General features: G+C 64.2%; 21 protein-coding genes. 13 read left to right on the forward strand and 8 right to left on the reverse strand.

What is annotated here, in order from left to right:
* The first annotated feature begins 45 nt into the window (after nt 1-45).
* Complete coding sequence (locus ACKUUH_RS07845) at nt 46-1,005, forward strand: acetyl-CoA carboxylase carboxyltransferase subunit alpha (RefSeq protein WP_407949339.1); 960 nt, start codon at nt 46-48, stop codon at nt 1,003-1,005.
* Nucleotides 1,006-1,119: 114 nt separating this feature from the next.
* On the forward strand, nt 1,120-1,644 hold the full coding sequence (locus ACKUUH_RS07850; protein ID WP_407949340.1) for a PAS domain-containing protein: 525 nt from the start codon (nt 1,120-1,122) through the stop codon (nt 1,642-1,644).
* Between the two features lie 5 nt (nt 1,645-1,649).
* Here ACKUUH_RS07850 and ACKUUH_RS07855 read toward each other — a convergent pair whose 3' ends face one another.
* The 3 genes from ACKUUH_RS07855 to ACKUUH_RS07865 are packed head-to-tail and all read right to left on the reverse strand — an operon-like array spanning nt 1,650 to nt 5,850.
* Complete coding sequence (locus tag ACKUUH_RS07855) at nt 1,650-3,425, reverse strand: SLC13 family permease (RefSeq protein ID WP_407949341.1); 1,776 nt, start codon at nt 3,423-3,425, stop codon at nt 1,650-1,652.
* Nucleotides 3,422-4,645, reverse strand: coding sequence for an epoxide hydrolase family protein (locus ACKUUH_RS07860; RefSeq protein ID WP_407949342.1), 1,224 nt, complete (start codon nt 4,643-4,645; stop codon nt 3,422-3,424). The genes ACKUUH_RS07855 and ACKUUH_RS07860 overlap by 4 nt, the downstream gene beginning before the upstream one ends.
* Nucleotides 4,646-4,653: 8 nt before the next feature.
* On the reverse strand, nt 4,654-5,850 hold the full coding sequence (locus ACKUUH_RS07865) for an epoxide hydrolase family protein (RefSeq protein ID WP_407949343.1): 1,197 nt from the start codon (nt 5,848-5,850) through the stop codon (nt 4,654-4,656).
* Nucleotides 5,851-5,997: 147 nt separating this feature from the next.
* Here ACKUUH_RS07865 and ACKUUH_RS07870 point away from each other — a divergent pair, with 147 nt between their 5' ends.
* Nucleotides 5,998-7,362, forward strand: coding sequence for a spinster family MFS transporter (locus tag ACKUUH_RS07870; protein WP_407949344.1), 1,365 nt, complete (start codon nt 5,998-6,000; stop codon nt 7,360-7,362).
* A 68-nt stretch (nt 7,363-7,430) separates the two neighbouring features.
* Here ACKUUH_RS07870 and secA read toward each other — a convergent pair whose 3' ends face one another.
* Entirely contained in the window at nt 7,431-10,151 is a 2,721-nt protein-coding gene (gene secA / locus ACKUUH_RS07875) for a preprotein translocase subunit SecA (protein WP_407949345.1), read from the reverse strand.
* 256 nt (nt 10,152-10,407) lie between these two features.
* Here secA and ACKUUH_RS07880 point away from each other — a divergent pair, with 256 nt between their 5' ends.
* From ACKUUH_RS07880 to ACKUUH_RS07895, 4 genes are all read left to right on the forward strand, one after another.
* Nucleotides 10,408-11,289, forward strand: coding sequence for a peptidylprolyl isomerase (locus ACKUUH_RS07880; protein ID WP_407949346.1), 882 nt, complete (start codon nt 10,408-10,410; stop codon nt 11,287-11,289).
* 49 nt (nt 11,290-11,338) lie between these two features.
* A complete protein-coding gene (argJ, locus tag ACKUUH_RS07885) occupies nt 11,339-12,790 on the forward strand; it encodes a bifunctional glutamate N-acetyltransferase/amino-acid acetyltransferase ArgJ (RefSeq protein WP_407949347.1) in 1,452 nt (483 codons plus the stop codon).
* 86 nt (nt 12,791-12,876) lie between these two features.
* Entirely contained in the window at nt 12,877-13,311 is a 435-nt protein-coding gene (gene mutT / locus ACKUUH_RS07890) for an 8-oxo-dGTP diphosphatase MutT (protein ID WP_407949348.1), read from the forward strand.
* Nucleotides 13,312-13,347: 36 nt separating this feature from the next.
* On the forward strand, nt 13,348-13,524 hold the full coding sequence (locus ACKUUH_RS07895) for a Flp family type IVb pilin (RefSeq protein ID WP_407949370.1): 177 nt from the start codon (nt 13,348-13,350) through the stop codon (nt 13,522-13,524).
* 3 nt (nt 13,525-13,527) lie between these two features.
* Here ACKUUH_RS07895 and ACKUUH_RS07900 read toward each other — a convergent pair whose 3' ends face one another.
* Complete coding sequence (locus ACKUUH_RS07900; RefSeq protein WP_407949371.1) at nt 13,528-14,463, reverse strand: methyltransferase domain-containing protein; 936 nt, start codon at nt 14,461-14,463, stop codon at nt 13,528-13,530.
* 73 nt (nt 14,464-14,536) lie between these two features.
* Here ACKUUH_RS07900 and ACKUUH_RS07905 point away from each other — a divergent pair, with 73 nt between their 5' ends.
* Genes ACKUUH_RS07905 through ACKUUH_RS07920 form a run of 4 tightly spaced genes read left to right on the forward strand, consistent with a single transcriptional unit; the run spans nt 14,537 to nt 16,900 of the window.
* Complete coding sequence (locus tag ACKUUH_RS07905) at nt 14,537-15,304, forward strand: ComF family protein (protein ID WP_407949349.1); 768 nt, start codon at nt 14,537-14,539, stop codon at nt 15,302-15,304.
* Between the two features lie 31 nt (nt 15,305-15,335).
* Nucleotides 15,336-15,593: a glutaredoxin 3 gene (gene grxC, locus ACKUUH_RS07910; RefSeq protein ID WP_407949350.1), complete on the forward strand. Its 258-nt coding sequence runs from the start codon at nt 15,336-15,338 to the stop codon at nt 15,591-15,593.
* Between the two features lie 6 nt (nt 15,594-15,599).
* On the forward strand, nt 15,600-16,463 hold the full coding sequence (locus ACKUUH_RS07915) for a carbon-nitrogen hydrolase family protein (RefSeq protein ID WP_407949351.1): 864 nt from the start codon (nt 15,600-15,602) through the stop codon (nt 16,461-16,463).
* On the forward strand, nt 16,460-16,900 hold the full coding sequence (locus ACKUUH_RS07920; protein ID WP_407949352.1) for a DUF1178 family protein: 441 nt from the start codon (nt 16,460-16,462) through the stop codon (nt 16,898-16,900). The genes ACKUUH_RS07915 and ACKUUH_RS07920 overlap by 4 nt, the downstream gene beginning before the upstream one ends.
* A 148-nt stretch (nt 16,901-17,048) precedes the next feature.
* Here ACKUUH_RS07920 and ACKUUH_RS07925 read toward each other — a convergent pair whose 3' ends face one another.
* The 3 genes from ACKUUH_RS07925 to ubiG are packed head-to-tail and all read right to left on the reverse strand — an operon-like array spanning nt 17,049 to nt 19,594.
* Nucleotides 17,049-18,443: a D-arabinono-1,4-lactone oxidase gene (locus tag ACKUUH_RS07925; protein ID WP_407949353.1), complete on the reverse strand. Its 1,395-nt coding sequence runs from the start codon at nt 18,441-18,443 to the stop codon at nt 17,049-17,051.
* Nucleotides 18,440-18,814, reverse strand: a complete 375-nt coding sequence (locus ACKUUH_RS07930) for a c-type cytochrome (protein ID WP_407949354.1) — start codon at nt 18,812-18,814, stop codon at nt 18,440-18,442. The genes ACKUUH_RS07925 and ACKUUH_RS07930 overlap by 4 nt, the downstream gene beginning before the upstream one ends.
* Nucleotides 18,815-18,835: 21 nt before the next feature.
* A complete protein-coding gene (gene ubiG / locus ACKUUH_RS07935; RefSeq protein WP_407949372.1) occupies nt 18,836-19,594 on the reverse strand; it encodes a bifunctional 2-polyprenyl-6-hydroxyphenol methylase/3-demethylubiquinol 3-O-methyltransferase UbiG in 759 nt (252 codons plus the stop codon).
* A gap of 227 nt (nt 19,595-19,821) precedes the next feature.
* On the opposite strand from ubiG, the gene ACKUUH_RS07940 reads away from it, so the two are divergent.
* Both ACKUUH_RS07940 and ptsP read left to right on the forward strand, forming a co-directional pair.
* Entirely contained in the window at nt 19,822-21,081 is a 1,260-nt protein-coding gene (locus ACKUUH_RS07940) for an aspartate kinase (RefSeq protein ID WP_407949355.1), read from the forward strand.
* Nucleotides 21,082-21,141: 60 nt separating this feature from the next.
* Nucleotides 21,142-23,412: a phosphoenolpyruvate--protein phosphotransferase gene (ptsP, locus tag ACKUUH_RS07945; RefSeq protein ID WP_407949356.1), complete on the forward strand. Its 2,271-nt coding sequence runs from the start codon at nt 21,142-21,144 to the stop codon at nt 23,410-23,412.
* The last annotated feature ends 125 nt before the right edge of the window (nt 23,413-23,537 follow it).

Below are 23,537 nucleotides of genomic sequence, written 5' to 3' on the forward strand. Positions count from 1 at the left end.
TCGCCGGTTCCGCATATGCGGCCGGACAGGAGCTGCCGGAGCGCGATGCATACCTATCTCGATTTCGAGAAACCGATTGCGGAACTGGAAGGCAAAGTGCAGGAGCTGAAGCTCCTCGCACAGGACGATCCATCCGTCAGCATTGGCGACGAAGTGTCGAAGCTGGAGCAGAAGGCCGCCCAGCTTCTTCAGGAAACCTACGCCTCCCTCACGCCGTGGCAGAAAGTGCAGGTCGCGCGTCATCCGGCCCGGCCCCATTTCCTCGATTACATCGAACGTATGGTGGAGGATTTCACGCCGCTCGCGGGCGACCGCGTCTATGGCGAGGATTCGGCGATCGTCGGTGGACTCGGCCGGTTCCGTGGCCGCTCGGTCATGTTCATCGGTCATGAGAAGGGCTCGGACACGCAGAGCCGGCTCAAGCACAATTTCGGCATGGCGCGGCCCGAGGGATACCGCAAGGCGATCCGCCTGATGACGCTCGCGGAGCGCTTCGGCATTCCGGTCGTCACGCTTGCCGACACGTCGGGCGCCTATCCCGGCATGGAGAGCGAGGAGCGAAGCGTCGCCGAGGCGATCGCGCGCTCGACGGACCGTTGCCTCTCGCTCGGTGTGCCGCTCATTTCGGTCATCATCGGTGAAGGCATGTCGGGCGGCGCCATTGGCATCGCGTGTGGCAACCGCGTTCTCATGCTTGAGCATTCGATCTACAGCGTCATCTCGCCCGAAGGCGCTTCCTCCATCCTGTGGCGGAGTTCCGACAAGGCGAAGGACGCCGCCACGGCCATGAAGATCACGGCGCAGCATCTCCATGAGCTTGGCGTGATCGACCGCATCCTGCCCGAGCCCATCGGCGGCGCGCATCGCGAGCGCCACCAGATGATCAAGGAGACGGGCGACGCGATTGCCGAGGAACTGAAGGGGCTCGAGAAACTCGACGCCGACTCGATCAGGCGCCTCCGCCGCGAGAAGTTCCTGGCGATGGGCCGCATCGGCCTTTCCTGAACCATTCCGGAGCTAAATGCGTCCAGCCGGGATCTCCCGATTCACATTCCATTAAGCATGTCCTCCTAGAACGAAAGCGGTTGTCTCGTTTTCGTCCACCGAGGGGCTTTGCGCATGCTTGCCGAACCCGAAGTCCTGCAAACCGCGGGCGCGAAGCGGTTCTTCGGCTACTGGAACAACCTGCCCAAGGATGGGGTGGTTCCGGACCGGAGCGACTTCAGCCCGGCGGGCATCGCATCGCTGATGCCGGCGGTAACCTTGCTCGAAATCGTCTCGGAGGACCTCATCCTGCAGCGCCTTGCCGGGACGGCTATCTGCCGGGTCATGGGCTTCGATCCGACAGGCATGAACGCGCTCGATCTCATCTCGCCTGCAACGCGGCCGGACTATCTCGACCTCATTCACAAGCAGATATCGACGCCCTGCGGCCGCTGGAACATCCTGCGCAGCCGTCATGACAACATGGTCGACCGGGCGGAGGTGCTCACCTTGCCGATGCATCACCGCCTGTCGGGGCACTGGATGATCCTTTCCTACTTCGCCGCGCTTGACCCCGTTGCCTACGATCCAGGGCCATATGAAATCCTCGGTTACGAGGACACGCGCTGGATCGACATAGGTGCCGGCGTTCCGGACTGAGGCGCTCAAGCCCAGAAGAGCATGATGAGCGGCACGGCGATGATCGTCACCATCACCTCGAGTGGCAGGCCGAGCCGCCAGTAATCCGAAAACCTGTATCCGCCGGGGCCCATGACCAGCGTGTTCGACTGGTGGCCGATGGGCGTCAGGAAGGAACAGCTCGCGCCGATGGCGACGGTCATCAGGAAGGCGTCGGGGTTCACGTCCAGCGCCTGCGCCGTTGCAATGGAGATCGGTGCCATGATGAGCGCCGTAGCGGCGTTGTTTATAACATCCGTCAGAAGCATCGTGGCGACGAGAAGAAGGGTGACGATCGCCCACACCGGCAAAACCCCCGCCATACCGGCAATACTTTCTGCGACAAGAGCGTCGGCGCCGGTATTGCTGAGCGCCTGACCGACCGGGATCATCGCGCCGAGCAGCACGATCACCGGCCAGTCGACATGCTTGTAGAGGTCGCGGAGCGGCAGGATGCCGATGATGACATAAAGCAGGATCGCCGCGATGAAGGCGATGGCAAGGGGCAGCACGCCCGCCATCGAAAGCGCGATGGCGCCGGCGAAAATGGCAAAAGCCGTGCCGAGCCGTCGCGGTCCGCCAAGGCGCAGGCCGCGCTCGGGAAGCGGCAGAAGGCCGAGTTCGGCCGGCACTTTCGGATCCTGGCTCTCTCGTGTTTGCAGGAGCAGGACGTCGCCGGTCTGGAACCGGACATTGTGCAGCCGTCCGCCGATCGGCTCGCCCTGCCGCGCCACCGCAAAGAGCTGGAATTCCCCTTGGGCAAGCCGCGCCAGCGTGCGCGGCCCGAAGCCGATCAGCGGCGAATTCGGCGCGACGATCGCTTCCATGAGCTTGAGGGCGGAGCTCGTGATGTCCGACCGGATTTCACCTTCGGGGCCGACGAGTTCCAGTTCCTGCTTGCCCAGGAATTCGGTGAGATCGGTTGGATCGGCGCGCAGGATGAATATGTCTCCCGCTTCGATGGGTTGCCAGGGTTCGGGCTGGTAGAGCTGTCCGTCCGCGCGCACGCGCGCGGCGATGGCGATGTCCTCGCCGGCCGCCGTCTTCATATGCGCGACGCGCTTTCCTGTGAGCGGGCTCTTCGATTTCACGCGCACTTCGACGACATATTCCTCAAGCGTGAACATGTCCTCGGGCTGCACACCGCCCTTGCGTTCGCTCGGAATGAGCCGCCACGCGCCGAGGGCGATGAAGAGAATGCCGCCCACAGCGACCGGAAGGCCCACCCAGGCGAAGTCGAACATGTGGAAGGCTTCGTTCGAATAGGAACTGCGGAAGCTCGCGATGATGATGTTTGGCGGCGTGCCGATAAGCGTGATCATGCCGCCGAGCATCGAGCCGAAAGCGAGCGGCATCAGCAAAATGGCGGGAGGGCGCCCGCGCTCGGCAGCCGTTGCAAGCGCGACAGGCAGCATGATCGCGAGGGCGCCAACGTTGTTCATGAATGACGAGGCGAGCGCGACGACACCGGTGAGGATGGCGATGTGACCGGTCGTGGTCTTCGTCAGCGGCACGATCCGCTGCACGACGACCTCGACGAGGCCGGAGGTGCGCAGCGCTTCCGATACGACAAGCACGGCGGCGACGGTCACGACGGCGGGATGTCCGAAGCCCGAGAGCAGTTCCGCTGGCTCGGCAAGTCCCGCAAGAGCGACGGCGACAAGCGCGATCAGCGCCACGATGTCATGCCGCAGCTTGCCGGACGCAAAAAGGGCAAGCGCAAGAAAGAGTATGCCGAATGCAAGGCCCTGCTCGAGGGTCATGTGACGGCGCTTCCTTTCACAACCCCCATTTCGCGAAAAGCATCGCGCACATCGTCGGCGAAGAGTTCGGGTTCTTCCATCGCCGCAAAGTGGCCGCCGCGCTTCATCTGGCGCCAGCGTGCGATGTTGTAGCTGCGCTCCGCCCAGGAGCGCGGTGTGTCCGGCAGCACATCGATCGGATATTCGGAATAGGCAGTCGGCACCGTCACCTTCTCGCCTGGACGGAGGAGGGCGGTGCCTTCGGCGGGGCCAGCCTTGTAGAGCGTGTTCGCCGAGTTGATCGTGCCGGTGAACCAGTAGATCGAGAACTGCGTGAGGATGAGGTCGAAGGGAAAGCGCGCCATCATGCCGTCCATCGTGTCCGTCTTGCCGGTGTCGCCGAGGCGGTAGTATTTGTCCGCGAGCCAGCCCGCGAGACCGGCGGGGCTGTCCATCAGGCCGAAGGCGAGCGCCATCGGTTTCGTCGACTGGATCGAGCGGTAACCTTCTTCCTGCCGCCACCATTTCTGCATCGTGGCAATCCAGTGGCCTTCTTCCTCGGTCACCGGCGGCTGGCTCTCGTGCTTCAGTGCCGGACGCAGCGGCAGCATGGTCAGATGAATGCCCATGAGGCTTTCGGGATACTGGAGCGCGAGGCGCGAGGTGACGAAGCTCCCCCAGTCGCCCGCCTGCGCCGCATACCGGTCATAGCCAAGCACCTCGGTCATCAGCCGGTGCCAGAGATCGGCAATCGCCGCCGGACCGATCGGCTTGCGAGGCAGCGAGGAGAAGCCATAGCCGACAAGCGAAGGAACGATGACGTCGAAGGCGGGGCCTTCGCGGCCGTATTTCTCCGGATGCGCCAGCGGATCGACCACATCCAGAAATTCGCGGAAGGTCGATGGCCAGCCATGCGTCAGGATCAGCGGCACGGGATTGTCGCCCGTGCCGCGCTCATAGATGAAGTGAATGGTGTGGTCTTCCGCGTCGTCGTCGGTCAGCGTCGCGCGATATTGCGGGAAGCGGTTGAGGCCGTCTTCCGCCGCGCGCCAGTCGAAATCGTCGCGCCAGTATTCGATCAGCCGCTCCATGTAAGGAAGGCTGGTGCCATATTCCCAGGTCTCGTTGCCCGCCGGTTCGTTCGGAAAGCGCGTGCGCTGGAGCCTGCGTTTCAGATCCTCGATTTCCGCCTCCGATATATGGATGGAGAACGGGTCGGCGGGCACGATGCGATGGGTCATGGGACTTCTCAGCCTTTGATTTTCTTCACGAAGCTCATCACTTCATCAGCAAAAAGGCGGCCGGTCTCCCAGGCGGCGAAATGGCCGCCGCGTTCGAGCTCGGACCAGTGGACGATGTTGAAGCCCTTCTCCATGTAGCTGCGCGGTCCGATGCAATAGGCCTGCGCTTCCTGAGGAAACTTCGCCATGCCGGTCGGCACGTTCACCTTCGTTCCGGGAGCCATGCTGGTGCCGCCTTCCTCCATCATGCCGCGATAGAACCAGATGGCTGTGTTGAAGCTGCGGGTCACGAGATAGATCATGATGCCGGTCAGCATGGCGTCCTTGGAGAACGCATTTTCCAGATGACCCGGCGTTTCGCCATTTCGGCGGTCGGACCACGAATGGAACTTCTCGACGATCCAGGCGGCCGCGCCCACGGGACTGTCCATCATCGCATAGGAAAGGGTCTGCGGCTTCGTCATCTGAATCTGCAGGTAAGCCCCGTCGAAAGCGAAGGCGGCGCCGGCCGCGTTGGTCCATGCCACTTCTTCCTCCGTCTCGGGAAGGACGGGCGGGCGCAACCCGTTCATGTTGACGTGGATCGCCTTGCAGCCGCCCTTCTTGTCCACGCCGTGCTCATAACCGAGCCAGCCGGTGACGACGGATCCCCAGTCGCCGCCTTGCGCGATATAGGTCTCATAGCCGAGCACCTCCCGCATTAACTTGTCCCACAGCGCTGCGGTTCCACGAGGGCCCATCGGTTTTTTAGGCTTGCCCGAAAATCCGTAGCCGGGCAGCGAGGGGATGACGAGGTTCACGCCGTCTTCCGCCTTGCCGCCGAACTTCTCCGGATGGGCCAGAGGCTCGATCGCCTCGTAGAATTCAAAGACCGAACCCGGCCAGCCATGGGTGAGCAGCAGCGTTTCCGGGTTGGCGCCCGAGCCTTTGACGTGGATGAAATGGACCTTGAGCCCGTCCACTTCCGCGTGGAACTGCGGGAAGGCGTTGAGCTTCTTCTCCGCCGCGCGCCAGTCGAACTTCTCCGTCCAGTAGGTGCAAAGTTCACGCATGTATTCCATGTCGGTGCCATAGGCCCAGCGGTCGCCGCCCGGCGCGATCTCCGGCATTTCGTGCCACTCATAGGCGCGCACCTTTGCCATGATGGCGTCGAGCTTTGCTTGCGGAATATCGATGGTGAAGGGGGTCGGGCTCTTCGCGGTCATTTCGGCCTCGCTGGTTCGTTTTGCTGTTCTTTGTTGCGGGGGATTATGGCAGCGCGGGGCGCTGCCGCAAGCGGGCGACATTGCGGGCGGAACAAACCGCCACTAGAGTTGCCTGAGCAAAGAACACGAAAAACGAGGGGAGAGGGAATGGCCGAAGCTACAATGGCCAAGGGGGCGGCGCCTGCCAGGCTGTCATCCGGGTATCGGCGCTATGCGCTGATGGTACTGGTGCTCGGCTATACGTCGAGCCATGTCGACCGCAATATCATGGGCATCCTGATGGAGCCCATAAAGGCGGACCTTCATCTCTCGGACACACAGCTCGGCTTTCTGTCGGGCATTGCCTTCGCAATCTTCTATGCGACCCTCGGTATTCCGATTGCGTTGGTCGCCGACCGCGGCAACCGCCGCAACATCATCGCCTGGGCCATCGCGATCTGGAGCGGCATGACCGCGGTTTGCGGTCTCGCCGGGAATTTCTGGCAGCTTGCACTCGCGCGCATCGGCGTCGGTGTCGGCGAGGCAGGGTCCAGCCCTCCTTCCCATTCGATGATTGCCGACATGTACGCGCCGAACGAACGCGCGAGCGCCATGGCGATCTATTCGCTTGGCGTCTATTTCGGCGTGATGGTCGGCTTTCTCGTCGGCGGCTGGGTTGCGGTCTGGTACGGCTGGCGCGCGGCCTTCTTCGTCGTCGGCGTGCCGGGCCTCCTTCTCGCGCTTCTCGTCCGCTTCACGCTGGTGGAGCCCGAACGCGGCGGTGCGGACGGTATGGCGCCGGAGAAATCCGACAAGCCGCTCAATTTCCGCACCGGCCGGGTGATCGTGAAGGAAGGGTTCCAACATCTCTGGCGCACGGCTGCGGCGCGTCATGTCGTTTGCGGCGTCACCATCACGTCCTTCGTCGGTTATGGCGGCGTCATGTGGGGCCCGGCCTACCTCATCCGCACGCATGGTATGTCGATCGGCGAAGTGTCGAGCTATCTCGCGCTGATGGTCGGTATCGTGGGCGGCCTTGGCGCCTATATCGGCGGGCGTCTGACGGATCGTCTCGCCGCGAAGGATGTGCGCTGGAACACCTGGGTCGTCGCCTGGGCGAAACTCGCGGTGGTGCCTTTCATCGTCGCCTTCTACCTCACCGACAACTGGCCGGTCTTCCATATCGGCAGCCACGGCGTTTCGATCCTCTGGGTTCTCTACATACCCATTTCGTTTCTGGGCGCCTTCTATCTGGGGCCTTCCTTTGCGATGATCCAGACGCTGACACCACCCGCGAAGCGCGCGCTCGCTTCGGCCATGATGCTCTTCATCCTCAACATCATCGGCCTCGGCTTCGGTCCGCAATTCGTCGGCATCCTGTCGGATTTCTTCAATCACTCGATGGGCATGGGCAATCAGTCGTTGCGCTGGGCGCTGTTCGGCACCTCGTTGCTGAACTTCTGGGCGGCGGCGCATTACTTCCTTGCCGGCCATCACCTGAAGAAGGCGTCGTCGGAAACCAGACGCGCCTGATCTGTCCGAAGCGCAAAAGAAAAGAGCCGCACTTTTCAGTGCGGCTCTTTTTTGTCCGGGTGCGGCGTTCAGAGCGCGCCGTGGCAGTGCTTGTATTTCTTGCCGGAACCGCAGGGGCAGGGTGCGTTGCGCTGTGTCTTGCCCCAGGTGCGCGGATCGTTCGGGTCGGCCGTGACGCCCGGATCGTTCCGCACGGTGCGGAGCGCCGTGTCGCCATCGGAGAGCTCGTCGTCGCCGGTCAGCGGATCGGTGTGATGCGCGTGCATTTCGGGAAGCGGCTCGTTCTCGATCTTCGGTACCTGTTCTTCCGTCACGAACTGCGCGACGGAAAGCTGGCGCGTCACATCCTCGCGCAGCCGCGAGAGCAGGCTTTCGAAAAGTTCGAAGGCCTCCGATTTGTATTCGTTCAGCGGGTCGCGCTGCGCGTAGCCTCTGAGGCCGACAGCCTGGCGCAGATGGTCGAGCATCATCAGGTGCTCGCGCCAGTGATGGTCGAGCGTCTGCAGCAGCACGGCCTTTTCCACCTGCCGCATGAGGTTCGGGCCGACCTGCGCCGCCTTCGCGGCCATCAACCGGTCGGAGGCCGCATTGATGCGCTCGCGGATTTCCTCGTCCGCAATGCCTTCTTCTTCGGCCCATTCCTCCACCGGCAGGTCGAGGTCGAGCGTCTTCTTCGCGTCTTCCTTCAGCCCGGCGAGATTCCACTGCTCGGCATAGGCCTTTTCGGGCACATGCAGCGCCACCAGGTCGTCGATCACCTGGCGGCGCATGTCGTCCACCGTGTCCGACACATCGTCGGCGCGCATGAGTTCGATGCGCTGCTCGAAGATCGCGCGGCGCTGATCGTTCATCACATTGTCGAACTTCAGCAGGTTCTTGCGGATGTCGAAGTTGCGCGCCTCGACCTTCTGCTGCGCCTTTTCGAGCGCCTTGTTGATCCAGGGATGGACGATCGCCTCGCCCTCCTGAAGACCGAGCTTCTGCAGCATGCCGTCCATGCGGTCGGTGCCGAAGATGCGCATGAGGTCGTCTTCGAGAGACAGGTAGAACTTGGAGCGGCCGGGGTCGCCCTGACGGCCCGAGCGGCCGCGGAGCTGGTTGTCGATGCGACGGCTTTCGTGGCGTTCGGTGCCGATCACGTAGAGACCGCCCGCCTCGAGGGCGAGGCGCTTCTTCTCCTCGATGTCGGCGCGCACTTCTTCCGTCTTGCGTGCGCGCGCGGCGTCGTCTTCGATGCCGGCCGTTTCGTCGGCAAGCCGCATGTCGAGATTGCCGCCCAGCTGAATGTCGGTGCCGCGGCCGGCCATGTTGGTCGCAATCGTGACCGCGCCCGGCACACCTGCCTGCGCCACGATATGGGCTTCCTGTTCGTGGTAGCGGGCGTTCAGGACCTTGTGCTTGACCTTCTTCTTCTTCAGAAGCTCGGACAGCGTCTCCGATTTCTCGATCGAGGTGGTGCCGACGAGAACGGGCTGGCCACGCGTCGCGCAGTCCTCGATCTCGTCGATCATGGCCGCATATTTTTCACGCGTCGTGCGATAGACCTCGTCGTCCTCGTCCACTCGGGCGATCGGCTTGTTCGTTGGAATATCGATGACTTCGAGACCGTAGATATCGGCGAATTCCGACGCTTCCGTCATTGCCGTGCCGGTCATGCCCGACAGCTTGTCATACATGCGGAAGTAGTTCTGGAAGGTGATCGAGGCGAGCGTCTGGTTTTCCGGCTGGATCGGCACGCGCTCCTTGGCTTCGAGCGCCTGGTGCAGCCCGTCGGAATAGCGCCGGCCTTCCATCATGCGGCCGGTGAACTCGTCGATGATGACGACCTTGCCCGCCTTGACGATGTAGTCCTTGTCCTTCTGGAACATCTTGTGCGCGCGCAGCGCGTTGTTCACGTGGTGAACGATCGAGATGTTCTCGATATCGTAGAGACTGCCTTCGAGAAGGATGCCGCGCTCCCTGAGAACGCTTTCGATGCGCTCGTTGCCCTCTTCGGTGAGGTTCACCGTGCGCTGCTTCTCGTCGAGTTCGTAGTCCTCGTCGCCGATCAGCGGGATCACTTCGTCGATGGAGAGATAGAGATCGGATTTGTCGTCGAGCGGGCCGGAAATGATGAGCGGCGTGCGCGCCTCGTCGACGAGGATCGAGTCGACTTCGTCGACGATGGCAAACGTATGGTCGCGCTGCACCATCGAGGCGAGCTGGTACTTCATGTTGTCGCGCAGATAGTCGAAGCCGTACTCGTTGTTCGTGCCGTAGGTGATGTCGGCGGCATAGGCTTCGCGGCGCTGGTCGTCGTTGAGGCCGTGCAGGATCGCGCCGACTTCGAGGCCGAGGAAGCGGTGGACCTGACCCATCCATTCGGCGTCGCGCTTGGCGAGATAGTCGTTCACGGTGACGATGTGGACGCCTTTGCCGGGCAGCGCGTTCAGATAGGCGGCGAGCGTCGAAACGAGCGTCTTGCCTTCGCCGGTCTTCATTTCGGCGATGTTGCCGTCATGGAGAACCATGCCGCCGATAAGCTGCACGTCGTAGTGGCGCTGGCCGAGCGTGCGCTTTGCGGCCTCGCGCACGGTGGCGAAGGCCTCGGGGAGGAGTTCGTCGAGCGTCGCGCCGTCCGCGAGACGGGCGCGGAATTCGGCCGTCCTCGCCTTCAGAGCGTCGTCGCTCAGGGCAGCGGTCTCCGCTTCGAGCGCATTGATCGCTTCGACGCGGGCTCTGTAAGCCTTGATCCTTCGGTCGTTGGAAGAGCCGAAAAGACGCTTGGCGAGGGCGCCCAAGCTTGCCATCAGGTCAAATTCCTCTTGCGGTGCGCTCCCGATGTAAGGGCGCGCCCCTGCCTTGTCAATCGAACGCGGGGTGGCGGCAATCCCGGCGGAACCCCCCTGATTTGCTTTTGCGCGCTCCCTATAGGCGTTGCGTGTGGCGCTTGTGTGACCGGGGCGCCCGGACCATGATGGCCGACCCAAATTCGGCCCGTTTTGATCGCTCCCTGCTTTTGTGAGGCCGAAGAGGCCGTTTGTCCCGTTAAGGAAGGTTCATCCCATGCCCGTCTTCCGTCTGCCCGCCGTCCTGGCGTTCCTCGCGGCCGTCCTTCCGGCTCTCGCAGGGACCTCGCCCACCCTTGCACAGGAGGCCGATCCCGCCGGCGAGGTGGTCGCGACTGTGGACGGCACGCCGATCCGTTATTCGGACCTCGCCATGGCGGATGAGGAGATGGGGGCGGCGCTGGCGCAGCTCGAGCCGCAGATCCGCTTTCAGTATCTCCTTGGCATGCTGATCGATCGCCGCGTCGTTGCGATGGAGGCGAGGGAGAAGCATGTGGATGACGACCCCGCCGTGCAGCGGCGGCAGGAATATTACGGCGAGAAGGCGCTGCGCGACGTCTATTGGGTCCAGCTCATGCAGGACAAGGTGACCGACGAGGCGATCAAGGCCTACTACGAGAAGAACATCGCGAACGCGCCCGCGGAGCGCGAAGCCCATGCCCGCCACATTATTGCCGAGAGCGAGCAACAGGCGGCGAAGATCGCTGCCGAGATAAAAGGCGGCAAGAGCTTCGAGGCGGCGGCGGTCGAGTATTCGCGCGATCCCGGCTCGCCCGACGATGGCGATCTCGGCTGGTTCCCCCGCGAGGAGATGGTGCCGGAAATCTCGGACGCGGTCTTCTCGATGAAGCCCGGCGATGTGTCCGGCCCCGTCCAGACGCAGTTCGGCTGGCATGTCATTCAGCTTGTCGAGTTCCGCGACCTGCCCAAGCCCACGATCGAGGAAGCGCATGACGAGATCGTGCGGAAAATTGCGCGCGACGAGGGGCAAAAGCTCATGGAGAAATTGCGCTCCGGTGCGAAGATCGAGATTATCGGCGCCGAATCGGCCGCACCTTCTTCCGGACGCCCGCAGCTCGTGCCGCCGGCGGAGGAATGACCCGGCCGGCGTGAGGGCATAAGCAGGCGTTTAGCAGGCGGAGCGGTGAATGACGGCCAAGAAGACCACGCGGGCGGGCACCAAAACCTCGGTGAAGCCGAAGCGCAAGACGAGCGGCAAGGCAAAAGCGAAGCCTCATAGCAAGGCAAAGCTCTCGCGCGCCCAGCGCAAGGTGGCAAAGCCGAAGCCGGCTGTGCGCGCCAAGGCGAAAGTGGCCGGCAAGCCAGTGAAAAAGGCGCCGCGCAAGCCGGTGAAAAAGGCAGCGGTCAAGGTTTCGCCGCTCGCGCCCAGGACCTTTGCAAAGCTACCGCCGATCGAAGGCGTGCTGCTCGGCACCACGGCGGCGGGGATCAAGTACAAGGGCCGCACGGACCTTCTTGTCGCGAAGATGGTGGAAGGCACGCAGGCCGCGGGTGTCTTCACGACCTCGAAGACAGCGTCCGCTCCCGTCGAGTGGTGCAAGTCGAGCCTCGCGGATGGTGGCGAAGGCCGCATGCTCGTCGTCAATTCCGGCAATTCCAACGCCTTCACCGGCAAGGCGGGCGTCGCGACCGTGAAGGCGACCGCCGCCGCCGCCGCGCAGGCGGGCGGCTGCCGCCAGAAGGATGTCTTCATCGCGTCCACGGGCGTCATCGGCCAGCCGATGGACGCCGGACCCGTGGTCGCGGGGATCGATACCGCGCTTTCAGGTGCCGCCGCCGGCAACTGGGACGACGCCGCCCGCGCCATCATGACCACCGACACCTATCCGAAGCTTGCAACGCGCAAGGTCAAGGTGGGTGGCGCCGAGGTCACGATCAACGGCATCGCCAAGGGCTCCGGCATGATCGCGCCGGACCTTGCGACCATGCTCGTCTTCATCTTCACCGATGCGGCGATCCCGGCGAAAATCCTGCAGACGCTGCTTCTTCTCGGCGTGCGCGACAGCTTCAACGCGATCACGGTCGACAGCGACACCTCGACCTCCGACACCGTGCTCGTCTTTGCGACCGGTGCGGCCATGAAGGACGAGACGCCGATCGTGAGGGCAGGCGATCCGAGGCTTCGCGATTTCCGCGCCGCGCTCGACGATCTCATGCTCGATCTCGCACATCAGGTGGTGCGGGACGGTGAGGGCGCGACGAAATTCATCCGCATCGCCGTTTCCGGCGCGCAGAGCCATCAGGCGGCGCGGCGCATCGGCATGGCGATCGCGAACTCGCCGCTCGTCAAGACGGCGGTTGCGGGCGAGGACGCAAATTGGGGCCGCGTCGTCATGGCGGTCGGCAAGTCGGGCGAGGCGGCGGACCGGGACAAGCTCGCGATCCGCATGGGCGGCGTCGATGTGGCGAAGAACGGCATGGCCGTTCCCGGCTACGACGAAACGCCCGTCGCGAAACATATGAAGGGCTCGGATATCGACATTGAGGTCGATGTCGGTGTCGGCAAGTCCTCCGCCACGGTCTGGACCTGCGACCTCACCTATGACTACATCCGCATCAATGCGGATTACCGCAGTTGAGCGCGTTTCCCTTTCCTTAACCACGTCCGCACAAGGCGCGGTTTCGGGGCCCGGTTTCCACCCGCTCTTAACCTTGAGATTTCACCATGACCGATAAGCGCGAAGGCGAACCGGGAGAGCCCAAACGGCTTGTCCTTGTCGCGGCCTGCGCGCTTGTCGATGCGGATGGGCGGGTTCTTCTCGCCCGCCGCCCCGAGGGCAAGCCGATGGCGGGTCTCTGGGAGTTTCCGGGCGGAAAGGTCGAACCGGGCGAAGTGCCCGAAGCCTGCCTCATCCGGGAACTGAAAGAAGAACTCGGTATCGACGTCGCGAAGGCCTGTCTTGCGCCACTGACCTTCGCGAGCCACGACTACGAGGACTTTCACCTCCTCATGCCGGTCTTTGTGTGCCGGCGCTGGGAGGGGCAGGTTCGTGCCCTCGAGGGGCAGGCGTTGATATGGGTACCTCCGGCGAGACTCCGGGAGTATCCGATGCCGCCTGCGGATGAGCCGCTGGTGGCCGTGTTGCGGGACCTGCTTTGAAATGAAGCGGCGCCCCGGGGGTGAAGGGGTGTGGCGATGGTGACGTATCTGGAATTCTGGCGTTCCTTCCGTGACGACGAGAACGGCGCCACGGCCATGGAATACGGTCTCATACTTGCCGGCATCGGCGTTGCCGTTCTCGTCGCTGTCGGCACGGTCGGCGACAGCGTCTCCAGCCTGTTCTCCGACACGATCGCGCCGGCGCTCGAATAGGCGTCAGCGCGGCGTCTTGTCCCCCGCGTTCCGCTCCACGGTGCCGAGCGCATCCGCGAGCCGCGTTTCGGCGCTGCCCGGCGCGAGCGGTTTCTGCTGGCTTTCATGTGGCGCCCAGCCGGTGACGACGACGATGTCGAAGGTCGCGGGCACGCGGCCATCCGGCAATCCGAACTTCTCCCGATAGATTTCCGCCGCCCGCATCAGCGTGCCGCGCCGGAGCGGAATGCGCCGCCGTTCGGCCAGCGCATTCGTCTCACCCATGCCCCGAAGCTCGGCCATCAGCCTGAGCGGATCGGCATAGCGCACCGTCACGCGGTCCGTATCGGCGACCGGCAGCGCGAACCCCGCCCGTTGCAGCAGTCCGCCCATGTCACGCAAATCCGCGAAGGGCGAGATGCGCGGGCTCAGTCCGCCCTCGCATTCGATCTCGGCTTCCGTCATCGACTGACGCAGTTCCGTCAGCGTTTCGCCGCCGAAGAGGGCGGCGACGAAGAGCCCGTCCGGCTTCAGCGCGCGGCGCACCTGGATCAGCGTGCCCGGCAGGTCGTTCACCCAGTGAAGCGAGAGGATGCTGGTCACGAGGTTGAGGCTCCGGTCGGCGAAGGGCAGCGCCTCCTCGTCGGCAACGATCCTCGGGCCTACCGCATGGGCGAGCATGGCGGCCGACAGATCGGTGGAAACAAGCGTGCCGATCTTGCCCGCCGGCAAGGCGGCCGCCGCCATCGCCTCGCGCAGTGCGCCCCGATGCGCGCCGATATCGGCGGCAAGCTCGAAGTCGCGGTTCACGCCCGCGATCCGCTCCACGATGTCTTCGCCCGCGCGGCGCACCAGAAAGTCATGTGCGGGGAAGCCTTCCGCCGCGCGGTCGCGGCGGCGGCGTAGCGTGGCGCGGTCGAAGACGCGCAGTCTGGGATCGGCTTGCGGCATGGCGCGCATATTGGGTGCAGCGGACAAGCTCCGCAAGGCCGCCTTCTCTCGTGCTAGTCTCGGCGCAGGGCATGAGGGTCGGATGACGGCATTCGGGACATGGATGGACAAGGTGAAGCTCGGGTTTTCGGGCTTTGCCGACGCCGTGCTTCCGCCGCTCTGTCTTTCCTGCGGCCGGGGGGTGGACGCTCATGGTACGCTTTGCGGCACCTGCTGGGGGCAGGTCGATTTCATCGAGCGGCCCTGGTGCGCGGTGACGGGCCTTCCCTTTGCCTATGAAGCGGGGGAGGGCGCGGTCAGCGCCGTCGCGCTCGCGCACCCGCCGCCCTATGCCCGCGCCCGCGCCGTCCTGCGCTACAGCGATGCGAGCGCCCGCCTCGTTCACCGTTTCAAATATGCGGACCGGATGGAGGCGGCGCCCGCCTTTGCGCGCTGGCTCCTTCGCGCCGGGGCCGACCTTCTCGATGGGGCGGACATGGTGGTGCCGGTGCCGCTCCACCGGCGGCGGCTCTTTTCGCGCCGGTTCAATCAGTCGGCGGAGCTTTCCCGCGCTGTGGCGCGCCTGTCGGGGATCGCTTACGAACCGGAGATTCTCGTGCGCACGAGGGCAACGCGGCCGCAAGTTGGCCTGTCCGGCGACCAGCGCCGCCGCAATGTCGCGCGCGCCTTTGCCGTCCGGGAAGGGGCCGAGGCGAGGCTCCAGGGCCGGAAAGTCGTGCTTGTCGACGACGTCATGACCACGGGCGCGACGGTCGAAGCCTGTTCGCGCGCGCTGCTCAAGGCGGGTGCCGCCGAAGTAACCGTCCTCTGCCTTGCCCGGGTTGTTCCGGCAGGGGGCGCCTCTATATAGTGTGGAGTTCCTATTTCACGGAGTACCGCTCATGGCGGATGTGACGATCTACACGACGATGATGTGTCCCTATTGCTACCGGGCAAAGGGTCTGCTCGAAAAGAAGGGCGTCTCCTTCACCGAAATCGATGTGGGCATGGATGCGGACAAGCGCCGGGAGATGATGAACCGGGCGCATGGTGGCCACACCGTTCCCCAGATTTTCATCGGCGAGACCCATGTCGGCGGCTGCGACGATCTCTATGCGCTCGAGGCCCAGGGCAAGCTCGACCCGATGCTCGCCGCCTGACACCCCATGAGCGCCGCTCCTCAAAGCTTCAAAGCCGCCTGCGTGCAGATGCGCAGCTCCTGCGACCTCGCGGAGAATATCGCGGCGGCGCGGGCGCTCGTTTTCGAAGCGGCGGACAAGGGCGCGGACTTCGTCATGACGCCGGAGATGACGTCTCTCCTCGTCTCGAACTCGGCCGAGCTCTTCGCCAAGGTGCGCGACGAAGCGGATGATGAGGCGCTTGCCGCCTTCCGCGGGCTTGCGAAGGAAAAGGCGATCTGGCTTCTCGCCGGATCGTTGCCGATCCGTCTTTCGGACGAGAAGGTCGCGAACCGCTCCTTCCTGATTTCGCCGGAAGGCGAGATCGCCGCTCGCTACGACAAGATCCACATGTTCGATGTCGATCTCGAAGGCGGCGAAAGCTATCGCGAGAGCAAAAACTACGAAGCGGGCCGCGAAGCTGTCATCGCGAAGCTTCCCTGGGGCCGCATCGGCCTCACCATCTGCTACGACATTCGTTTCCCCCATCTCTATCGAACGCTTGCACAGGCGGGTGCCGATTTTCTCACCGTGCCCGCCGCCTTCACGCGGCAGACGGGCGAGGCGCACTGGCACACGCTGCTGAAGGCGCGCGCCATCGAGACGGGCTGTTTCGTCTTTGCGCCCGCGCAAGGCGGCAAACACGAATGCGGCCGCGAGACCTATGGCCACAGCCTCATCGTCGCGCCCTGGGGCGAGGTGATCGCCGAAGCTGCGCATGACGCGCCGGGCGTCATTCTCGCGGAGATCGACACGGGCCGCATCGCCGCCGCGCGGGCCAAGGTGCCGAGCCTGCGTCACGATCGCGGCTTCGGTCTTCCCGAAATCCAATCCACGAGGCGCGTCTCATGATCCGCTACGCGCTCCAATGCGAGAAGGACCATGAGTTCGACGGCTGGTTTCCTTCCTCCGAGGGCTTCGATGCGCAGGTTGCGGCGGGCGACGTGCGCTGTCCGCATTGCGGCAGCCCGAATGTGCGCAAGGCGCTGATGGCGCCCAGTATCGGCAAGAGCACCGGCAAGGCTGCGTCGAAGGACGCGGCGGCATCGACGCCCGCCGAGATGGCGCAGAAGATGAGCATGATGATGCTCGCGCTCAGAAAGCACGTCGAAGAGAATTGCGATTATGTCGGCGACAAATTCGCGGAAGAAGCGCGCCGCATCCACTACGGCGAGAGCGAGCATCGCGATATCTATGGCGAAGCGACGCCCGACGAAGCCCGCGAGTTGATAGAGGAAGGCGTCGAAGTCGCGCCGCTGCCGGTCGTGCCGTCACGTCAGTCGAACTGAGGCTGTTCCACAGCTTGCTCTAAAATCGTCATGGCCCGGCTCGTCCGGGCCATCCACGTCTTTTGCGTCTTCAACAGGAAAGAAAGACGTGGATGACCCGCATGAAGCGGGTCATGACGGGTTCGGGGTGGATTTGGCGGATTCGACTCTAAACCCCCACCCCGAACACGTCCCTCAAATACGGATTGAGGAACCGCCCCTCCGGATCGAGTTCGGCCCGCACCTCAAGGAAATCCCGCCACTTCGGATAGAGGCCCGCGAAATCTTCCGCCTTCAGCGTGTTGAGCTTGCCCCAATGCGGGCGGCCGTCATGCTTTCGGAAGATCGGTTCGATCAGGCTGAAATAGGGCGTGTAGTCCTCTTCGTGGAAGCGATGCACTGCGATGGAACAGCTCTCGCGCCCGTAGAAAGGGCTCAGCCAGATGTCGTCCGGCGCGGTGGTGCGGAACTCGATCGGGAAGAAGACCTCGACATTGTTGTCTTCGATCGCCGCGACGATCTCGCGCAGCGCTTGCGGGCCCGCTTCGCGCGGCAGGTGATATTCCATTTCGTTGAACCGCACATTGCGCTCGGTCGAAAGCGTCTTGTGCGAATAGTCGACGCGCTCTTCCGGCTCCATGCCGCCCAGAATCGTCTGGATCACCCAGCGCCGCGCGGAAGGCGACCAGCCGAGCCAGTCCTGCAACTGCTGCAACTGGCGAAGGCCGTCATCGTCCTCGTTCACGGGTTCGGGCGTTTCGGGCTCGTCCGTCAGCTCGTTGACGATGCCGATGCTCATGCCCGAATAGGGCACATAGTAGAACTCGAAATTGCGATGCTTCTTCCAGAGCTCGGGTGCCGCTTCGAGCATTTCCTCGACGGGCGCGACCCAGGTGCGCCTCTTCAGCTTGTAGAGCGGGTGGGCGGCAAGTGTCGTTTCCGTCACGATACCGAGGGCGCCGAGGGACACGCGCGCCGCCTGAAAGAGGCCGGGCGTCTTCTCCGCATCGAGGTCGAGCGCATCGCCGGATGCCGTCATCAGCCGCATGCCCGTCACGAAGGTCGAGAGCGAGCCGATTTCGCTGCCCGTCCCATGCGTTGCGGTCGAGATCGCGCCCGCAATCGTCTGCTTGTTGATGTCGGGCATGTTGTCGAGCGCGAGGCCGTTTTCCGCGAGCAGCGCTCCCGTCGCGCCGAGCCGCGTTCCCGCCTTGAAGGTGGCGCGTCCTGCTGCCGTGTCGGCGCTGACAAGCCCGCTCATGCGGTCGAGCGAGAGGAGTGTTCCCTCCGTCGGCACGAGACCGGAAAAGGAATGTCCGGCGCCCACCGCGCGGACGGGTGCGGCGCTCGCCCTCACGATGCCGGCGAGTTCGGTCTCGTTTGCGGGGGCCACGCGGACGGACGGGGTGCAGGTCTGGCCGCCGGACCAGTTCTTCCACGGTATGACACGCTTTGCGCCTTCATCGGCGAAGGCCTCCGTGATCGCGTTCGGAATGGCACCCGTCGCGGCCAGAGCGGAGGCGGAAGCCGCATATTGCAGCAGGCGGCGGCGCGACATCATCATGGCGTTTCCCCTTCCGGTTCTTCGTTTGCATTCGCTGTCGAAGGCGCGGCCATGAAACGCGTCAGCGCAAGAAAATCCTCCGCGTCGCACTCGATGCACTGGCCGAGCGGCGGCATGCCATTGAAGCCGTTCACGATATTGTCGAGAAGCACGTCCTCGCCTTTTTCGAGGCGTGGCGCCCAGGCAATCGTGTCATGCGATTGCGGCGCGCCGGTCGCGGGATCCTCGTGGCAGGTCTTGCAGCTTGCGGCATAGAGTTCCGTTCGCGCCGGGCTCAGCGTCACCGGCTTTGCCGGATCGTTGCTCTCGCCGCAGCCGCCCAGCGCCGCAAGCAGGAAGCCCGCCGCGCAAATTCCCGTCCAGCTCTTCATGTGCCCCCTTCGCGTCTTGCCCTATGGCGCCGGCCGCTCCGCCAGCGCCATGTAGTTTACGTCCGTGTCGCGCCCGAGCGACCATGTATCGGCGAGTGGATTGTAGCTCACGCCGGTCAGTTCCTTGAGGCGGAGCCCTGCCTGCGCGATGCCCGCCTCCATCTCGTTCGTCGTGATGAATTTCTTCCAGTCATGCGTGCCGCGCGGCAGCCAGCCGAGCACATATTCCGCGCCGACGATGGCAAAGGCATGCGCCTTCAGCGTGCGGTTGAGCGTGGCGACGAACATGAGGCCGCCCGGCTTCAGCATGGTCGCGCAATCCGCGAGAAAGCGCATCGGGTCGGCGACATGCTCGATCACTTCCATGTTGAGGATGACGTCGAAGCGTTCGCCCGCCGCTGCCAGCGCTTCCGCCGTCGTGCAGCGATAGTCGATGTCGAGGCCCTGTTCGGCGGCGTGGACGCTTGCCGTCGCGATGTTCTTCTGAGAGGCGTCCGCGCTCACCATCTGCGCGCCGAGCCGGGCCATGGGTTCCGACAAGAGCCCGCCGCCACAGCCGATGTCGAGGAATCGCAGGCCCTCGAAGGGGCGGATGGACGCCGGATCGAGGCCGAAATGGGCGACCGTGCGCTCGCGGATATAGCCAAGCCGCACCGGATTGAACTTGTGGAGCGGGCGGAACTTGCCCGCCGGGTCCCACCATTCGGTGGCCATGGCCGAGAAGCGGGCGACTTCCTCCGGGTCGATGCTGGTGACGCTTTCCGCGGCGCTCTCTTTCATGTCGGCCATTATGTAAGCTTTCCCCAGCGTCCTTAAGGGTTTTTGGCCGCAGCAGGGGCCGGTTGCGGCTCTGCCCGGGGGCCTGTATGTATGGCCGCGCCCGGCGGCGCGGGTTCACCTTTCACGAGGTCATGATATAGGGCGCCATATAATAGGTCTGGCCCGGTCTGGTCCAGCGCGCCGGTTTCTGCGGCCTTTCGGCCGGCGACAGGATGGTGGAAGAGACGATGGCCAGACTGGTCATGAAATTCGGCGGAACCTCGGTGGCCGACATCGGGCGCATCCGCAATGTTGCGCAACATGTGAAGCGCGAGATCGACGCGGGCCATGAGGTCGCGGTCGTCGTGTCCGCCATGGCGGGCACCACGAACCAGCTCGTGCAATGGGCGCGCGAGACCGCGCCGCTGCACGATGCGCGCGAATACGACACCATCGTCGCGAGCGGCGAGCAGATCACGGTGTCGCTGCTCTCCATCGAGCTGCAGCGCATCGGCATTCCGGCCCGCTCCTGGCTCGGCTGGCAGATCCCGATTCGCACCGACAGCGCGCATGGTGCGGCCCGCATCCTCGAGATCGACGGCAGCGAACTCATCGGCCGGCTCCGGCAGGGCCAGGTCGCGGTCATCGCGGGTTTCCAGGGGCTTGGCCCCGACAACAGAATCACGACGCTCGGCCGCGGCGGTTCCGACACCAGCGCGGTCGCGGTTGCCGCCGCGATCAAGGCGGATATCTGCGACATCTATACCGATGTCGACGGCGTCTATACGACGGACCCCCGCATCGTTGCGAAGGCCCGAAAGCTTGATAAGATCAGCTACGAAGAGATGCTGGAGATGGCGTCTCTCGGCGCCAAGGTTCTCCAGACCCGTTCCGTCGAACTCGCCATGGTTCATCGGGTGCGCCTGCAGGTCCGCTCGAGCTTCGACGCGCCCGACGCCCCGCACAGTGCCTATGGCGCGGGCAGCAATGGCCCCGGTACTCTTGTTTGCGACGAGGATGAAATCGTGGAACAGCAGGTCGTGAGCGGCATCGCCTATTCCAAGGACGAGGCGAAGGTGACGCTTGTTAAGGTCGAGGACAAGCCGGGCGTCGCCGCCCGCATCTTCGGTCCGCTCGCCGACAATTCGATCAATGTCGACATGATCATCCAGAACGTGTCGGACGACGGCAAAAGCACGGACATGACCTTCACCGTGCCCCAGGCCGAGCTTCCGCGCGCCGAGGACGTCATCCGCAAGGCGCAGGCCGAGATCGGCTGCAAGGAAATCAAGACCGACACGAATGTCGTCAAGGTGTCGGTCATCGGCATCGGCATGCGCAGTCATGCGGGCGTCGCGCAGACCATGTTCAAGACGCTGGCCGAAAAGGGCATCAACATCCTCGCGATCACCACCTCCGAGATCAAGGTCAGCGTGCTGATCGCCGCGGATTATACCGAGCTTGCCGTGCGCGCACTGCACACGGCCTACGGTCTCGACGCCGAGTAAGCGGGGGTCGCCCTTGAACCTCCATCGCCTCCAGTTCCGCAGCAAACGGGATCCAAGCTGATGCCGGCCTCCGTCGGCGGTCCGCGCATCCTGCTGCGCCGGCTGCGCGAGGTCATGGCGGAGCCGGAAAGCGCGCAGAAACGCCTCGACAAGATCGTCGTGCTCATCGCCGCCAACATGGTGGCGGAGGTGTGCTCGGTCTATCTCGTGAACGGCGCGCGGGAACTTGAACTCTTCGCCACGGAAGGTCTGAAGCCGTCGGCCGTCCATGCGACGCGGCTGCGCGTCGGCGAAGGCCTTGTTGGCGACATCGCCGCTCATGCCCGCCCGCTCAATCTCGCCGATGCGCAGTCCCATCCGGGCTTCGCCTACCGGCCGGAAACGGGCGAAGAAATCTACAAGTCGCTGATGGGCGTGCCGGTTCTCAGGAGCGGCAAGGTGGTCGGCGTCCTCGTCGTGCAGAACCGCACCAGGCGGCATTACACGGAAGAGGAAGTCGAGGCGCTGCAGACGGTCGCCATGGTGCTCGCCGAAGTGGTCGCCGCGGGCGATCTCATCGGCGCCGAACCCGACGAGCCCGACCTCACGCGGCAGCGCCCCATCCATATCGCCGGCAGTTCCTTCGCCGAGGGCATCGCGCTCGGCCATGCCGTGCTGCATGAGCCGCGCATCCATGTGACGAAGCTCATCGCGGAAGACACCGACCTCGAACTGAAGCGCCTCGAGCAGGCGGTCTATGCGCTGCGCGGCTCGATCGACGACATGCTGGAGACGGAAGACCTCTCCCATGCGGGCGAGCACCGCGAGGTGCTGCAGGCCTATCGCATGTTCGCGAACGATCGCGGCTGGCTGCAGCGCATGCTCGAAGCGGTGAAGACGGGCCTCACTGCGGAAGCCGCCGTCGAGCGCGTGCAGAACGACACGCGGGCGCGGTTCCAGCGCGCGGCCGACCCCTATATCCGCGACCGGCTGCACGATTTCGACGATCTCGCGAACCGGCTGCTGCGCCAGCTCACGGGTGTCACGCTCGCCTCGCTTTCGGCGAACCTGCCGAACGACGCGATCATCATTGCGCGCAACATGGGCCCCGCCGAGCTTCTCGACTACGACAAGGACAGGCTCAGGGGCCTCGTGCTCGAGGAAGGCGCGCCCAATGCGCATGTCTCGATCGTCGCGCGCGCTTTCGGCATCGCAACCGTCGGCCGTGCCGAGGATATTCTCGAACATGTCGAGCCGGGCGATGCGATCATCGTCGACGGCGACACCGGCGAGGTCTATCTCCGGCCCTCGCAGGAAGTCATCTCCTCCTATTCGGAGAAGGCGCGCTTCCGTGCCCGCAAGCAGGAGCAGTACAAGGAGATCCGCGACGAACCGGCGGTCACGCTCGACGGCGCGAAAATCGATCTCTACGTCAATGCCGGCCTCCAGGTCGACCTGCCGCATCTCGAGGAATCGGGCGCCGAGGGCATCGGTCTTTTTCGCACCGAACTCCAGTTCATGATCGCCTCGACCTTGCCGTCGCTCCGCGATCAGATCGATCTCTACCGCGCCGTGCTCGACGTGGCGGGCGACAGGCCGGCCGTCTTCCGCACGCTCGATATCGGCGGCGACAAGATGCTGCCCTACATGAACCTTGCCGCCTCCATCAAGGAGGAGAACCCGGCACTCGGCTGGCGCGCCATCCGCATCAGCCTCGACCGGCCGGCGCTGCTTCGCCACCAGGTGCGCGCGCTTCTCACGGCGGCGGCGGGGCGGTCGCTCAGGATCATGTTCCCGATGATCGCGGAGGTCGCCGAGTACAAGCGCGCCCGCGCCCTCGTCGACAAGGAAATCGCCCGGCTCGACAAGTTCGGCAAGGAGAAGCCTGCCTCGCTCGAAATCGGCACCATGCTCGAAGTGCCCTCGCTTGCCTGGCAGCTGGACACGCTGCTGCCCATGGTCGATTTCGTCTCCATCGGCTCGAACGATCTCATGCAGTTTCTCTTCGCCAGTGACCGCGGCAATCCCCGCGTCGCCACGCGCTACGATCTCCTGAGCCCGGCGGTCCTGAGCTTCCTGCGCCACATCGCGGCCAAGTGTCGCGAGCACGAAACGCCGCTCACGCTTTGCGGCGAAATGTCGGGCAAGCCGCTTGAGGCGATGGCGCTTGTGGGGCTGGGGCTCCGCCGGATTTCCATGTCTCCGGCCGCCATCGGCCCGGTCAAGATGATGGTCCGGTCCCTCGATGTGGCCAGGCTTGAGGCCTTCATGGAGGGACTCTACGGTCTTCCCGACCGGAGCGTTCGCGCGCATCTCGCCCGCTTTGCCGAGGATCACGGGGTCGCCGTCTAGGGCCTTCTCCGGCCGCTGCCTGTTTCGGGGCCGGGTGCTGAGGTCATATGGCGAAAAAGCGAGAGTAATAGCGGAGTTGGACGAAACTCCGGTTGCAGTTTGTCAACAGTTTTGGTCTATTCTCG

The organism is Parvibaculum sp. (assembly GCF_045863935.1).
GTDB lineage: Bacteria > Pseudomonadota > Alphaproteobacteria > Parvibaculales > Parvibaculaceae > Parvibaculum.